The following is a 13,590-nucleotide window of genomic DNA, read 5'->3' as shown; positions in this document are numbered from 1 at the left end:
TGCGATCGCGTCGGTGACAAGTCCGTTCCGCGCGAGACAGGTGGACAGGCATCAGAGGTGTCGGCGGGACCGGGTCTTCCGGGCGGCCGAAGTGTGTTGGATGGCCAAGATCATCATTGACGGCAAGACGGTGGAGTGCAGGGAGAACGTCCCGGTGCTACAGGCCGCGCTGGAAGCGGGCTGGGATGTTCCGCATTACTGCTACCATCCCGGATTGCCGGTCGTCGCGTCGTGTCGGCTCTGCCTGATGGAAATGAAGATGCCCAATCCGAAGACCAAGGAGATGGATTGGGCCCCGAAGCTCTTCCCAAGTTGCCAGACGCCTGCAAAGGACGGCATGGAGGTTCGGTTCGCATCCGACAAGGTTCAGGAAAACCAGCGGGAGTGCATGGAGTACTTCCTTCTGAATCACCCCCTGGACTGTCCGGTCTGCGATCAGGCCGGCGAATGCTACCTACAGGATTATTCGCTGAAATTCGGCGAGGCCAGCAGCCGAATGGTGGAGGCGAAGAACAAGAATCCCAAGAAAGACATCGGCAGCAAAACACTCCTCTATCAGGATCGCTGCGTCATGTGCACACGCTGCGTGCGATTCTGCAACGAGGTCGTCGGCACCGGCGAGCTGGCCGTTGTTCAGCGCGGCAGCAAGGCCGAGATTGATGTATTTCCCGGTGTGCCGCTTGAGAACGAGCTTCAGGGCAACGTGGTCGATATCTGCCCCGTTGGATCGCTGCTCGACAAAGACTTCCTCATGAAGCAGCGCGTCTGGTTTCTCAAGGAAACGCCGAGCGTCTGCGCCGGCTGCGCGACCGGCTGTGCCATCCGCGTGGATCATAACGACGGCAAGGTCTGGCGGCTGAAGCCTCGATACAACCCGGGCGTGAATGACTGGTGGATGTGTGACGAAGGCCGCTACGGCTGGAAATATGTTCACGATGATCGCCGGCTGAACAAACTGTCTGTCCGCCGTGGCGTTGATGTGAGTCATCCGGAATGGACCGCATTGAGTGAGATCGTGCGGCTGTGGCTAACTGCCGCGGTGAATGAAAAAGGCGCCGAGCGCCTGGCGGTCGTGCTCTCGCCGTTCATGTCGTGCGAGGAGGCGTGGCTGCTCGGGACATTTGTCCGCGAGATCGCGCCGGGTGCGCTGCTGTCGTCCGGCTTCATTCCAGTCGATGGCGAGGATAAGCGATTTCCGATTGGCGATGGCCGACCGGTGCGTTTCACGATCAGCGCGGAAAAGTGCCCGAATCGTCGTGGAATTGAGATGGTAATGGCTGCGCTCGGCGGGCCGACGTGCTCGTTTGACGAGTTCGTTCAGAATTCAGCCGGCGGCAACGTCTCAGCGGCCTGGATCGTCGGCGGGTATCCGGGCGACTGGGTGCCGAAGGAACTGGCGTCGGCCGTCGCGAAGATCGACACGTTGATCGCTCAGGATATCCTTCCCAATGCCGTGACGGAGGCAGCGAGCATCGTGATTCCCGCCTGCTCCTGGGCGGAACGATCCGGCACGTTCGTTAATTCGCAGAACATGATTCAACCGTTTGATGCGGCAATCAATCCGATCGAAGGCTGCCAGCGGGATGGCCAGTACCTGTACGCCTTGTCCGGCCGGCCCGGTATTTACAGCGCCAGTGCCGTGAGAGAATTGATGGCAAAGACCCTGCCGCAGTTTGCCAACCCGCATGTTCCACCGGAAATGCCGGAACATGCACATTGAGTGGTGCGATTGAGTTGCGAAGGCCATGGTCGACTTGATTAAGGACATTCTCGCCGATCAGTTTTCTTTCAGCCTCCTGCTGGCATTGGCGATATTCGGCGTCATCATGACGGCGGTGGCGTATTGCATCCTGCTTGAGCGCAAAATCTCAGCCTGGGTGCAGGATCGGTACGGTCCGAACCGGGTCGGTCCACTTGGTCTGCTGCAACCGCTGGCCGACGGCATCAAGCTCTTCATGAAAGAGGACATTATTCCTCTTAATGTGGAACGCGGGCTTTTCATCATCGCGCCGTTCATCGCGTTTGTCGTGTCGATGATCGGCTACGCGGTGATACCCTGGGGTGGCGAATTCCGCTGGCCGTGGATGCCTGAAGGCGAGACGCTGCATTGCCAGGTGGCGAGCATCGATGTCGGTCTGCTGTATATCATCGCGGTCGGTTCACTCGGAGTGTACGGCGTGGTGCTGGCGGGCTGGGCAAGCAACAACAAGTATGCCTTCTACGGCGGCATGCGTGCGGCGGCGCAGATGCTCTCCTACGAGATTCCTATGGCGATGATGGTGCTCGTCGCGATTCTGACGGTACGTTCCATGCGCCTGGAGGAGGCCGTTTCCGTGCAGGCGGGGAGTTGGTGGACGGTTGCGTACCATCCGCTGGCCGCGCTGGTGCTGTTTATCACAGCGCTGGCGGAGGCGAATCGCGCACCGTTCGATCTGGCTGAGGCGGAGCAGGAGCTTATTGGCGGATTCCACACCGAATACAGCGCGATGAAGTGGGCGATGTTCTTTCTTGGTGAGTATGCCCACATGATCACGGCCAGCGCGTTCATGGTTGCCCTCTTTTTCGGGGGCTATCTTCTGCCGGACTTCTTCCCTGGTTCGGCATGGGTCAATGAATCGACGGGCGTGTTCGCCATGCTCGTTCGGATGGGCGTGTATTTTGGGAAGATCGGGCTGTTCATCTGCGCGTACATGCTGGTCCGCTGGACTTTGCCGAGATTCCGGTATGACCAGCTCATGGGCCTAGCGTGGAAATCGCTCGTGCCGATGGGCATGATGCTCGTGCTGCTGCAAATCTGGATTGTGTATAACCGGCTGCCGCAGTGGTATTCAGTGGTGGGAAATGTCGTGATCCTTCTGGTGTGCGGCGTTTTTGGCGCCGCGGTTTCCCGGCCCATCACTGGCCGGCAGACGAGCCTTTTGAAGAAGGAACGTGCGATCGGCTCCTGAGATCGCGGGACTGAGTTGATTTGGAAACGAGGTGGACTGAGGTGTCCAGGCCGAATTGGAGAGAAACCGACGTCGTCTTCGTCGATCAGCCTGAGCTGACGATGGCCGAGCGGTTGTATCTGCCGCAGGTCTTCGGCGGCCTGAAGACGACGCTTCGACACCTGTTCGCGACGAAGGTTCGCGAGCAGAAAGTCATCCAGTATCCTGAGCAGCGGCGTCAGGTTCGCCGGGAAAACTATCGCGGCGTGCACCGTCTGAATCGCGATGAACAAGGTCGCGTCGCGTGCGTGGCGTGTTTCATGTGCGAGACGGCGTGTCCGGCGCATTGCATCCATATTCAGGGCGCCGAAAGCCCGTGGCCCGACCGCGAGAAATACCCGATCCAGTTCGACATCGACGAACTTCGATGCATCTACTGCGGCATGTGCGAGGAAGCCTGCCCGGTTGATGCCATTGAATTGACACCAGAGTACCATCTTGTCGGCTCCAGCCGCGAGGAGATGATCTTCGACAAGGAGAAGCTGCTGACCGTCTTCGATCGAACCAAGGATGAGAAGCCGCGGAAGAGTCCGGCCATTACGGGGTATTGATTGGGCTTAAGCGCCCGGCGCGCGATGTGTGAAGCGGCTCGCCGGTGGCATTGACGAAGGACTCGGTCCGAACGCGGCGTGATTCGTCGATTGCGGTCCGAACGGCCTGATGGAGTTTCGAGTTGTCCGTCCCGCTTGCATACATCTCGTATCTTGTCGCGGCACTGGTCGCGTTCGGCATTTACGTCGGACTGCCCAAGCAGGGCCGCGCACCGCGCAGCGGCGGCTTCATTCTTGTCTTGGCCGCGGGGGCCGCGGCGATGGTGTACCTGCTCGAAGCGCTGTTCACCGCGCTTGGATCCGATCCCGGCCAGGTTACGTTCTGTGTGCTGGCACTGCTCGGAATCGGGTCGGCTGTCCGCGTCGTGACTCATCCCAAGCCGGTTTACGCGGCGCTGTATTTCGTTGCAGTCGTGATTACGACGGCGGCGATGTTGATCCTCTGCGGCGCGGAATTCCTTGGAGCGGCGCTGGTGATCGTCTATGCCGGTGCGATTCTCGTGACCTATGTTTTCGTCATCATGCTGTCGCAGCAGTCACCGGCGATGCGCGGGCGAGTGGCCGCCGTGCTCGATTACGATCGCAACGCTCGCGAGCCGGTCTGGGCCGCGCTGTGCGGATTCATGCTGATGGCCGCACTGACCGGCATGATCGCCGGTCGCAACTGGGAGCGTTTTGACGCGGCTGCGGCGGAGGCGACTTCGGTTCGGAACACGATCGAACTCGGCAGGCTGCTGATGACGGACTTCGCCGTAAGCGTGGAACTTGCGGCTGTGCTGCTGATGGTCGCCATGGTCGGCGCGATTGCCATCGCGCGGAAGCGATTGCCGCGCCCGGACGAGCCTGGGGATCACGTGGTCCCCGGCCATGCGGGCCGGACGGTGGAGCCGTTCTGACAAATCAGCGTGCGTATATCGCGTCGAATTAGATACGGGAACCCAGGACACGAGATCGAAAATTCGCAATGCCCCATCCGATCGCACTCATCTTCGTCGGCGCTTTCCTGTTTGCCATCGGCGTTGTCGGCTTTCTGACCCGGCGCAACATGATCGTCATGTTTCTGTGTACGGAAGTCATGTTCCAGGGAGTCCTGGTGAATCTGGTTGGGTTCGGACTGATGCACGGCAATCTGCAGGGGCAGGCGCTGGGCATCTTCGTGCTTGTGATTGCCGCGGTGGAAGCGGGACTGGGTCTCGCGATCGTCGTCATGCTATATCGCCGCCGCGGGACATTGGATGCAGAAAACTGGAGAAGCCTGAGAGGCTGATTTGCTGATCGCATGGACACCCGGACACTCGCGATTCTAATTCCGCTGCTTCCTCTGGCCGGTAGTGCGCTCGTCGGAATTGTCGGCCTGCGCATGTTGAAGGACCGATCGCACTGGTTGGTTCTCCTGGGAGTCGCGGCTTCGCTCTTCTTCGCCGTGAGCCTGTTCTTCCAGGTGAAAGGCGAGACCGCGCGCGGCTCGGCGGATCTGGTCGATCGAGTATCCGCACAGGCAACGGTCGATCCGTCCCACGAAGTCGGCTACGAGAAGCTCAAACACTCCATTCCAATCTACGAGTGGATCAGCGCGGGCAGGTCGGAATGGCTGAACGTCACTTTCCGCGTTGATCCGCTCACCATCGTCATGCTGCTCACCGTTCTTTCCGTCTCGACCATGGTTGTCATGTATTCCGTTGGATACATGCGAGACCACCACGGCCATGCCGAGCGGGGCTATGAGCGCTTCTTCGCCTTTCTCGGATTGTTCGTGTTTTCGATGTGTGCGCTGGTGCTCGCGGGCAATTTCCTTCTGCTCTATCTCGGTTGGGAACTGGTCGGCCTTTGCAGCTATCTCCTGATCGGTTTTTACTACGACAAGCCCGCCGCGGCGGCCGCCGCAAAGAAGGCCTTCTTGGTCAACCGCATCGGCGATTTCGGGTTCGGTCTGGGAATCCTGCTGATCTACCTGACTTTCGGCACGCTCGATTACGAAGGGGTCTTCTCGCAGGTGGCCGAGGGCGTCACGGCCGGCGGCATGCCGTTGACGACGGAACGCATTACGACGATCGCCCTGCTGTTGTTCTGTGGTGCGATGGGCAAGAGTGCGCAGTTGCCGCTGCATGTCTGGCTGCCCGACGCGATGGAAGGCCCCACGCCGGTGAGCGCACTCATTCATGCCGCGACGATGGTGACGGCCGGTGTGTACATGGTGGCCCGCTGCAGCATCATTTTTGCCGCGTCACCGATTGCCATGTGGGTTGTCGGCGGCATCGGCGCGGCGACGGCGATCTTTGCCGCCACCATTGCGCTGACGCAGTTCGATATGAAGCGCATCCTCGCCTACTCCACGCTGAGCCAGTTGGGCTACATGTTCCTGGCTCTCGGCGTCGGCGCTTTTGATTCGGCCGTATTCCACCTTTACACCCACGCATTCTTCAAGGCTTGCCTGTTTCTCGGCGCGGGCAGCGTGATGCATGCGATGGCCGGGGAGATTGATATACGACGTTTCTCCGGCCTGCGTCGCGGCATGCCGGTGACGTATTTCACATTCCTGATATCCGGGGCGGCGCTTGCGGGCGTCCCGCTGCTTGCGGCTTTCTGGAGCAAGGACGAAATCATTCATGCCGCACTGTCCAGTTCGACGCCCTGGCTGGGCTGGATCGGACTATTGACCGCATTGCTGACGGCGTTCTACACGTTCCGCATGATCTATATGGCCTTTCACAATGAAGTGCGACTGCCGCGGGGCGTGGAACACGCACACGAATCGGGTTTCTGGATGGCCGTGCCGCTGGTGGTGCTCGCGATCGGGGCGGTTTTCGCCGGATATGTCGGCGTGAGCGTCGGGCCCGGCGAGGGTCGTTTCCTGGGCATGTTCGAACCGCACGGGGCGTTCCACCATTTCCTCGAGCCGGTGTTCGCCGATGCGAAGCACCACGAAATGACCGTGGCGGCAGCGCCGATTCTCTCGCATGCGGGCGGTGACGCACACGCGGCATCCGGCTCGGCGGCCCATGCGGGCGGCCATTGGCTGATGTGGCTTTCGGCCGGTATCGCGGCATACGGCATCTTCAATGCCTGGTATTTCTACACGCGAAGACCGGGTATCCCGCTGGCCATCGCACTGGCAAGCGGATCGATCTATCAGTTGTTTTATCACAAGTACTACGTGGATGAATTGTACGACTATGCCTTTGTTCGAACGCTGCGGCGGATCGGCGACCTGTGCTATGCGTGCGACCGATTTGTCATCAACACACTGCTCTGGATCATTGCGGCGTTGCCCCGCGCGATCGGATTCCTGCTTCGCGGTTGGCAGCAGGGAGCCATGCAGGGCTATGCGCTGGGCATGATGCTGGGACTGGTCGCGATTCTCTGGTGGGTGCTTTCGAGCGCGTGAGACTTCGGTCGCCTCAACGGAAACGGATCACGAAACCCGTAACTTGAAACTCGCAACGCAATGGAATCGATTTTGAACAATTTCATGGGGCGGCATCTGCTGACGGTGCTCATCCTCCTGCCGATCATCGGCTCAGTCGTGATTTTTTCACGATCGGCCTGGGATGCGGTCGCGACACGCCGATTCGCGCTGGGCATCTCAATCGCGACGCTCATCGTCGCGGCGATTGCCCTGGCGGCATTCCTCGATCAATCATCGATGTGGCGTACCGGCGGCTACTGTCTCGTCGAGCAGTCGGACTGGATCATGGGGGGCGAGGCAGCCGGCGACTCGGCGATCCGAATTCAATACAAGCTGGGTGTTGATGGCGTCTCGATGCCGCTGCTGCTGTTGACGGCCATGCTGACGCCGCTGGCAATCTGGTCCAGCTTTACGGGCATTCAGACGCGGCAGCGTGAGTATTACGCATTGATGCTGCTGTTGCACGGCGCAATGCTCGGAGTGTTCTGCGCCCGGGATCTGCTGCTTTTCTACGTCTTTTTCGAGTTCACACTGATCCCGCTGTTTTTCCTGATCGGCATCTGGGGCGGCAAGGAACGCGCCAAGGCCGCCAACATGTTCTTTATTTACACGCTGGCCGGAAGCCTCCTGACGTTCGCCGGCGTGCTCTATCTGGGCTGGAAGGCGGCATGGATTGCCGGGGATACCGGGCTTCCGACGGCGCTGACATTCGATCTCGATGTGCTGTACCAACTCGCGCCGCATCTGACCGATCGCGAGCAATTCTGGCTGTTTATTGCATTTTTCGCCGGGTTCGCGATCAAGGTGCCGCTCTTCCCGTTTCATACATGGTTGCCGCTCGCTCACGTCGAGGCGCCAACTGCCGGTTCCGTCATGCTGGCAGCCGTCCTGTTGAAGCTCGGCACCTATGGCTTCCTGCGATTGAGTTTGCCGATGCTCCCGGCCGCGTCGATCGAACTGGCGCCGTATGTCGGCACGCTGGCGGTCATCGGAATCATCTATGGCGCGCTGGCTGCGTGGGTTCAAAGCGACGTAAAAAAGCTCGTCGCTTATTCGTCCGTGTCGCATCTCGGATTCTGTCTGCTCGGGATGTTCTGTCTCAAGACCGCGGGCCTCACGGGATCGCTGCTTTACATGGTCAATCACGGCCTGTCGACCGGCGCGTTGTTCCTCATCGTCGGCATGATTTACGAGCGGTATCACACGCGCGAAATGTCCGAGATGGGGGGGCTCGCACGGAAGATGCCGATCATGACGTTTTTTCTGATTGTCTTCACGATGTCGAGCATCGGCCTGCCGGGTCTGAACGGATTCGTCAGCGAGTTTCTCGTGCTGCTGGGTGTGTTCACGTCAGCGGATCCGAAGCCCGATGGTCCGGGCCCGCTGGGCGTTTGGTTCGCCGTGCCGGCCGCATCAGGGATTCTGCTCGGCGCGATCTACATGCTGCACATGGTTCGCCGCGTGCTTTTCGGTCCGCTGAAAGAGCCTCATGGCGGGCCGGATACGTCGACCGGTCTCACGCCGGATCTGACGCGCCGCGAGATCGGCATTCTCACGCCAATTGCGATTGCGTGCATTGTAATTGGCGTTTATCCGAAATCACTGACCGACATGATGGTCCCTTCACTGGATTACGCCGTGCTCAACAGGGTGCTTCCACCGGACTGGTCGAGCCGGGTCGTGTCCGCCGACATCGGCGGAAGCGCATCGGCTGAGCCCCGAGCGGAGTCGGGCTCGATCGGCGTGGCGTCGGGAGAGGCTGGCCCGAAGGCGGCGTCTGATTCGGGGAGCATCGTGCCACGTGTCGTTGCAATCGAATCGGCGTCGGTTTTGCCGGCAGATCCGGGGGGGCGATGATGCTTGCCATGCACCCGCTGATGGAAATACTCATGCCCGAGGCCGTGCTGATTCTTGGCGCGACGCTTGTTCTGCTCGCGGGGTTGTCGCGCGCCGCGAGTGGTCGTGCTGCATTGCTGGCTTTGTTGACCATTGCCGTCGCGCTCTGGCTGGCAGGGCGGCTGGTCGATGCGCCGATTGAAGCGGCTGGAGTGACTTCACTTCATCAGGGGCCGCTCGTCTGGTATGCGCGGCTCATCACGCTGTCCATTGGCGCGCTTATCGTTCTTGTGAATCGGCATGTCCCGGATGAAGCGGAGCGCGGCGAGTACTTCTCACTGATTCTCTTCTCTCTCGCAGGCATCTCACTGGTGGCCGTCGCTAATCACCTCGTCCTGTTTTTTCTTGCGCTGGAACTGGTCAGCGTGCCGACGTACATCTTGATCGGCCTTTCGCGTCGCGACATTCGCGCCCAGGAGGCGGCCGGCAAATACTTCTTTCTGGGCGCCTTTGCCGCCGCGATCATGCTCTACGGCTTCAGTTTTCTGTATGGTTACGCCGGAACGATGACGATGTTTGGTTCGACGGGCTCGATCTCCGCGAGCCTTTCCGCCCCGGGCGCGTTGCACGATCCGCTGATTCTGGTGGGGCTGTTGCTCTCCCTGGCCGGGATGGCTTTTAAGATCGCGGCCTTTCCACTGCATTTCTATGTAGCGGATGTGTACCAGGGCGCCGCTTCGCCGGTGACGGGTTTGCTCGGTTTCGTGCCGAAGTTCGCGGGATTTCTCGCGCTGATTCAGCTCCTGACCCTCACGGGTTGGCGGTTTGGCGATGAGATCTACTGGCTGCTCTGGGCGATGGCAGCCGTGACGATGACGGTCGGCAACACGCTCGCGCTGATGCAGCATAACGTGAAGCGGATGTTGGCTTACTCCGGCGTCGCTCATTCCGGTTATATGCTCGTGGCGATCGTGGCCGGGCCGGCGCTCGCCTCGCCGGAGCGCGGTCCGCTTCGCGATGGATTGGCCGCATTGCTGTTCTATATGACCGTCTATGGCATCATGAATCTCGGCTGTTTCACTGCTCTCTCGTATTTTCGCAAGCCGGGCGTCGACGATCCGGATGAATCGGCCGAAACAACGGATGACCTGGCCGGGATCGCTCGCAAGCATCCGTGGGCCGCGCTCGCGCTCTCATTGTGCGTGCTTGGATTGATGGGATTCCCACTCACCGGCGGGTTCATTGGCAAGCTCTATATCATTTCGGCCGCACTGTCAGCCGGAGGCGAGGTCGTGTCGGGCGCGTCAGCTGCACGGCAAACCGGCATGTACGTGCTGGTTGTGCTTCTCGCATTGAACGCAGCCGTCGCCGCGGCGTATTACCTGCGAATACTCGCAAGTTGCTATCTGAGAAAGGCCACGGCGGCACTGACTCCGATGCGCTGCCACGCCCTGCAATTCTCGCTGGCGGTTTGCGCGTTGATTGCGATCGCGTTGTTTGTTCGCCCGGGCCTCTTGTTCGGCGAATCCAAGAGGGCGGTTGGCGAGGTGTCCAAGCTCTCGCGGCGAACCGCGGTCGTAGCGACAAATGAGTTAGGCGAGCCTCCCGAATTGAATCCGATACCGCCGGCGGCCGACTTCTGATATCATTCGAAACGGCAAATGTCGAACAGGATCAGGTCGCAGGTGCGTATTACTCCCCGTGCGGTCGCCGCAACAGCGCGGACCGTCGAGGTGGGTTCAGATTTCGATCCGGTACCTCGGCCGAAATTTGAAGGATCGATTAGCATGAAAATTGAAACCAAACTCAGATCGACTGTGATGTCGCTCGGAATTCTGGCGGCCGTGACTGGGTGTGCATCGCCGCTGACCGGGACATGGACATCGGACGGCGCGGTTGAATTTGCCTGTCCGATCGAGAATGCTTCATTTTGCGATGATGGGACGTTCACGGCCATGGCTGCGTTTGAAGAGGGTGTGTCGCGAACTCGCTCCGGCCGTTTCGAATATCGCAGTGGTAAGCTGAAGCTGGATGCCGGTGGCGCGATTCGCGAATACGATGCGAAGGTGGATGGCGATCAGCTTCGCGTCATATTCGATGGCCACGTGCACACCATGATCCGTGTAAAGTGAATTCGCATTCGTCGTCCGGCCTTGCGAGGCCATGAGCCGTCACGATCGAGGCGATCAGGTGTCGTCGCCGCGGACGGCGTCTGTGCGGCGGAGACTTTTGGAGCAACGTCAAATGCCGGGCGGCGATTCACAGGCGAGTCGTTCGAAACTCGAAACGGTCGAACCGATCGGCAAGCGCGTGCTTGTTCGCAAGGACGCCGACAAGAAGCGCACCAAGGGCGGCATTCAACTGCCGGACAACATCGAGATTCCCACGATCACCGGCAGAATCGTTGCCGTTTCGGCGCAGGTTGAGGCCGATGAGGATTTCCCGATCAAGCAATATGACAAAGTCCTGTTCAACCCGAAGCACATGATCCCCGTCGATTTCGAAGGTGATAATCAGCTCTTTGTCGTACCCGTCGAGGATATCGTCGCGGTCTTTCGCAAGGCCGGCGCATAGCCGGGCGACTCGCTACGCTGAATCGTCAGCCGCCCCTCTCGCCCGCCCCGATCAAGCCGGCGCATCCCTTTCCATCATTGGCGCCTATTCAATAGAATAGCCGGGGTTCAGTGTCGTCGGCCGGTCATTTGGGACAGGCTGACTCCATGTGTCGGGCGTGTGGCATTCAGAAGGAGTTCGCGCATGAGCTTGCGAAGGCTCGGATTCGGCCGTGCGGTTCTGGCACTTGGCATCGTCCTGCTGATTGTGGCGCCGGCTGCCGCGCTCGTCCGCGAGGTCTTCGGGACCAAACGCGGCAAGGTCTACCACACACAGCCCAACGAGTGCGCATCAGCCCGGAAAATACAAGGTGACAATCGTGTGACATTTCAGGCCGAGCAGGATGCAAAAAACGCCGGCCGCCGAATCTGCAAGCGATGCGAGACGCTCGACCGCCAGCCTGCCGGGAAATCCGATTCGCCGAAGAAGTCAGGCGGCGTCAAGGGCGGCGGTGACGACAGCGCGGCCGGAGGCGCGGGGCGCGAAGACCACGATGCGCCGCCAACATCAGGGCCGCCCGTTCGGATCGCCGGAAGCGAACTGACAGCCGAAGTCGCTCGGGTGACGAGCGTGCTGCCCGGCGGCACATTGGTGCTGGATAACGGCGAGCATGCGACGCTGGTTGGCGTCGTGTGTCCCGATCGCGGTCAGCCGGGCGAGAAGGACTCGGTTCGCTTTCTCATCGAGCAGACACGTGGTCGAACGATTCGGCTGACCATCGAGGGCGGAGCTTGTCGACCGGATGCTCGCGATGAGCACGGACGTCTTTGCATTTACGCAACGCCGGAGCCCGATGGCAGGGACCTGGGCGGCGAGTTGATCTTTCAAGGCTATGCCTGGGTGGACCGCGCAGCGCCCTTCGAAAGACAGGATGAATATCTTCGATTCGAGGAAGACGCATGGCGGGGCGGCCGCGGTGTGTGGGTGCGCGGGGAGGGATTGGATGCCGGTGGAGAATCCGTGGTCACCGGGCGGCACGCGCATTGCTATCATCCGGCAAATTGTGGTCATTCAAAAATACTGGCGAATGTCATGCCACTGACGCTCAGCGAGGCCCGGGCACGCCGCCTTGTGCCGTGCAGCGAATTTCGGAGCAGGAAGTAGGTCCGGTTGCCTTGCGATCATCGCATCGAATCGGATCGGCGAGAGCGTCCCTGCGGGGTCGCAGTGCGGTGTCATTTAGAAAGCGTGATCGCAGCGATGGCCGAGTTGACAATGGTGCATAAATGAGACGACAAACAATCGGTCGGCCCGCGCGGCTTCGGCTAATCGGCATGGTCCATCTGCCGGCGCTCCCTGGATCCGCCCGCGCCGCGTTGCCGATCAATCGAATCATCAGCCGCGCCGTTGCTGAGGCCCGGCAGTTGGTCGATGCAGGATTCGATGCCATAATCGTCGAGAATTTTGGCGATGCGCCGTTTCACGCCGATCGCGTTCCCGCCGAATCGGTGGCCGCAATGAGCGTTGTTGTGGATCACGTCGTTCGCGGCGTGAAGGTTCCGATCGGCGTCAACATGCTTCGCAACGACGGACTCTCGGGACTCGCCGTCGCAAGTGCAACAAATGCGGCATTTATTCGCGTCAACGTGCTCTCCGGAGTTTATGCAACGGATCAGGGATTCATCACGGGACGGGCGGCTGAGCTGCTCGCCCGGCGCGCCGCAACCGCGCCTCATGTGTTCATCGCAGCCGATGTCCACGTGAAGCACGCCCAGCCGATCAGCCAGCCCGACGTGGCACTGGCCGCCGAAGAAACGGCCTACCGAGGCGGTGCCGATGCGCTGATTGTCAGCGGCGTCGCGACCGGCTCGCCGGCGGATATGAAGAAGGTTCGCAAAGTGGTGGAGGCGGTGCCGGATCGACCGGTTTGGATCGGATCAGGTGTCACCGCCGCGTCTGTTCGAGAGTATTTGTCCATCGCCAGCGGCGTGATCGTCGGCACGGCCTTGAAGAAGGGCGGTCGAACCACGGCCGGCCTGGATTTGACCCGCGTGAAGGATTTCGTCAGGGCCGCGAACCGAGCGGTGTGAAGACGTCGGCTCGATTTGAAGTGGCCATCGACGCCCGGCCGATCATCACTTGTAGCCGATAAATGCTCGCAGCCGGTCCGCATCGCCACAATTTCATCCGGACACTGGGTGGCCCGATAGGATATCACAACGCGAAGAAGGCTCATTAAAGCTGATCGCGCGAAAGC

Annotated in this window: 12 protein-coding genes; all 12 read left to right on the top strand. The window is 60.3% G+C overall.

The features are described from left to right. The first annotated feature begins 100 nt into the window (after positions 1-100). The gene (locus tag KF841_01110) at positions 101-1,720 is read left to right on the top strand and encodes a (2Fe-2S)-binding protein (GenBank protein ID MBX3393944.1); all 1,620 of its coding nucleotides are present in this window, start codon (positions 101-103) and stop codon (positions 1,718-1,720) included. A 25-nt stretch (positions 1,721-1,745) separates the two neighbouring features. Further along, positions 1,746-2,948 (top strand): NADH-quinone oxidoreductase subunit NuoH, encoded by a 1,203-nt coding sequence (gene nuoH, locus KF841_01105; protein ID MBX3393943.1) that lies wholly within the window; start codon positions 1,746-1,748, stop codon positions 2,946-2,948. A 101-nt stretch (positions 2,949-3,049) separates the two neighbouring features. Next, positions 3,050-3,538, top strand: coding sequence for an NADH-quinone oxidoreductase subunit I (locus tag KF841_01100; protein MBX3393942.1), 489 nt, complete (start codon positions 3,050-3,052; stop codon positions 3,536-3,538). A 122-nt stretch (positions 3,539-3,660) separates the two neighbouring features. Then, positions 3,661-4,434: an NADH-quinone oxidoreductase subunit J gene (locus tag KF841_01095; GenBank protein MBX3393941.1), complete on the top strand. Its 774-nt coding sequence runs from the start codon at positions 3,661-3,663 to the stop codon at positions 4,432-4,434. Between the two features lie 68 nt (positions 4,435-4,502). Then, the gene (gene nuoK, locus KF841_01090; protein MBX3393940.1) at positions 4,503-4,805 is read left to right on the top strand and encodes an NADH-quinone oxidoreductase subunit NuoK; all 303 of its coding nucleotides are present in this window, start codon (positions 4,503-4,505) and stop codon (positions 4,803-4,805) included. A gap of 12 nt (positions 4,806-4,817) precedes the next feature. Continuing rightward, positions 4,818-6,923 carry an NADH-quinone oxidoreductase subunit L gene (gene nuoL, locus KF841_01085; GenBank protein MBX3393939.1) on the top strand — a complete coding sequence of 702 codons (2,106 nt, stop codon included), beginning with the start codon at positions 4,818-4,820 and terminating at the stop codon, positions 6,921-6,923. 60 nt (positions 6,924-6,983) lie between these two features. Continuing rightward, positions 6,984-8,801 carry an NADH-quinone oxidoreductase subunit M gene (locus KF841_01080; GenBank protein MBX3393938.1) on the top strand — a complete coding sequence of 606 codons (1,818 nt, stop codon included), beginning with the start codon at positions 6,984-6,986 and terminating at the stop codon, positions 8,799-8,801. Positions 8,802-8,809: 8 nt separating this feature from the next. Beyond that, positions 8,810-10,423, top strand: a complete 1,614-nt coding sequence (locus KF841_01075; GenBank protein MBX3393937.1) for an NADH-quinone oxidoreductase subunit N — start codon at positions 8,810-8,812, stop codon at positions 10,421-10,423. A gap of 144 nt (positions 10,424-10,567) precedes the next feature. Then, positions 10,568-10,912, top strand: coding sequence for a hypothetical protein (locus KF841_01070; GenBank protein MBX3393936.1), 345 nt, complete (start codon positions 10,568-10,570; stop codon positions 10,910-10,912). A gap of 112 nt (positions 10,913-11,024) precedes the next feature. Further along, positions 11,025-11,354, top strand: coding sequence for a co-chaperone GroES (locus KF841_01065; GenBank protein MBX3393935.1), 330 nt, complete (start codon positions 11,025-11,027; stop codon positions 11,352-11,354). A 183-nt stretch (positions 11,355-11,537) separates the two neighbouring features. Next, on the top strand, positions 11,538-12,497 hold the full coding sequence (locus KF841_01060; protein ID MBX3393934.1) for a hypothetical protein: 960 nt from the start codon (positions 11,538-11,540) through the stop codon (positions 12,495-12,497). A 122-nt stretch (positions 12,498-12,619) separates the two neighbouring features. Further along, positions 12,620-13,423 carry a BtpA/SgcQ family protein gene (locus KF841_01055; protein MBX3393933.1) on the top strand — a complete coding sequence of 268 codons (804 nt, stop codon included), beginning with the start codon at positions 12,620-12,622 and terminating at the stop codon, positions 13,421-13,423. Positions 13,424-13,590 lie beyond the last annotated feature (167 nt).

It is taken from the genome of Phycisphaerae bacterium (assembly GCA_019636475.1).
GTDB lineage: Bacteria > Planctomycetota > Phycisphaerae > UBA1845 > UTPLA1 > JADJRI01.
This window is presented reverse-complemented; position numbering and strand designations above follow the sequence as displayed.

What these genes read in the sequence shown, in the direction of transcription:
- KF841_01110 (MBX3393944.1), top strand. Translation starts at nt 101, where the DNA reads ATGGCCAAGATCATCATTGACGGCAAGACGGTGGAGTGCAGGGAGAAC.
- nuoL (MBX3393939.1), top strand. Translation starts at nt 4,818, where the DNA reads ATGGACACCCGGACACTCGCGATTCTAATTCCGCTGCTTCCTCTGGCC.
- nuoK (MBX3393940.1), top strand. Translation starts at nt 4,503, where the DNA reads ATGCCCCATCCGATCGCACTCATCTTCGTCGGCGCTTTCCTGTTTGCC.
- KF841_01080 (MBX3393938.1), top strand. Translation starts at nt 6,984, where the DNA reads ATGGAATCGATTTTGAACAATTTCATGGGGCGGCATCTGCTGACGGTG.
- KF841_01070 (MBX3393936.1), top strand. Translation starts at nt 10,568, where the DNA reads ATGAAAATTGAAACCAAACTCAGATCGACTGTGATGTCGCTCGGAATT.
- KF841_01100 (MBX3393942.1), top strand. Translation starts at nt 3,050, where the DNA reads ATGGCCGAGCGGTTGTATCTGCCGCAGGTCTTCGGCGGCCTGAAGACG.
- KF841_01055 (MBX3393933.1), top strand. Translation starts at nt 12,620, where the DNA reads ATGAGACGACAAACAATCGGTCGGCCCGCGCGGCTTCGGCTAATCGGC.
- KF841_01065 (MBX3393935.1), top strand. Translation starts at nt 11,025, where the DNA reads ATGCCGGGCGGCGATTCACAGGCGAGTCGTTCGAAACTCGAAACGGTC.
- KF841_01075 (MBX3393937.1), top strand. Translation starts at nt 8,810, where the DNA reads ATGCACCCGCTGATGGAAATACTCATGCCCGAGGCCGTGCTGATTCTT.
- KF841_01060 (MBX3393934.1), top strand. Translation starts at nt 11,538, where the DNA reads ATGAGCTTGCGAAGGCTCGGATTCGGCCGTGCGGTTCTGGCACTTGGC.
- nuoH (MBX3393943.1), top strand. Translation starts at nt 1,746, where the DNA reads ATGGTCGACTTGATTAAGGACATTCTCGCCGATCAGTTTTCTTTCAGC.